Source organism: Psychrobacter sp. 1U2 (assembly GCF_051847575.1).
This window is the reverse complement of sequence record NZ_JBPYDC010001070.1, coordinates 1-718: the sequence shown is the minus strand read 5'-3', so window position 1 is coordinate 718 and position 718 is coordinate 1. Positions and strand designations below refer to the sequence as shown.

Sequence of the window (718 nt, the reverse complement as noted above, 5' to 3'; positions counted from 1 at the left end):
CAAGTTTATGCTCCAGCGCACTTTCCTTTACGTGTCCCGCGTGCCTTTGTCGCCAAAATGGCGGTGGGTGATGCGCATGATCCTTTATTAAAGCAAGTGTTACCAGACAGACAAGAACAAATCGCTGTGACAGGTTATATCACTGACCCCTTGGCTGAAAACGACCAAAATCCAATTAAAGGTCTGCTACATAAGTATCAATCTAGGATACTATTAACTGTGACGGGTGCGTGCGCCATCCATTGTCGTTACTGCTTTCGTCAGCACTTTGATTATAACGCCAATATGCCAACTTCCACCGAACACTTAGCGATTGCCTCCTACATTAAAGAGCACCCTGAGGTCAATGAGGTTATCTTAAGTGGTGGCGACCCATTGAGTGTTTCTAATCGGCGACTATTTGCCTGGCTTGATACCTTAGAGGCGATACCGCAACTGACCACTATTCGCTTGCATACACGCTTGCCGTTAGTAATTCCTGAGCGCTTAGATGATGCTTTGCTAGATCGCTTTAGTCAAAGTCGCTGCAACATCGTGCTGGTTGTTCATTGCAACCATGCCAATGAAATTGATACGAACACGGCTCAATATTTGCAGCGTGCACGGGTCGCTGGTATTGTGCTGTTAAACCAAGCCGTATTATTAAAGGGTATCAATGACAGTGTCGAAACTCAAACTGCCCTCAGTCAGCGTTTGTTTGCAGCAGGTGTTTTGCCTT

1 protein-coding gene is annotated in these 718 nt (G+C 46.1%); it reads left to right on the top strand.

The window, feature by feature from the left end; translation table 11 throughout:
• On the top strand, positions 1 to 718 hold a 718-nt coding region (locus ACS8FD_RS20440; protein ID WP_439277211.1), incomplete at both ends, for a KamA family radical SAM protein.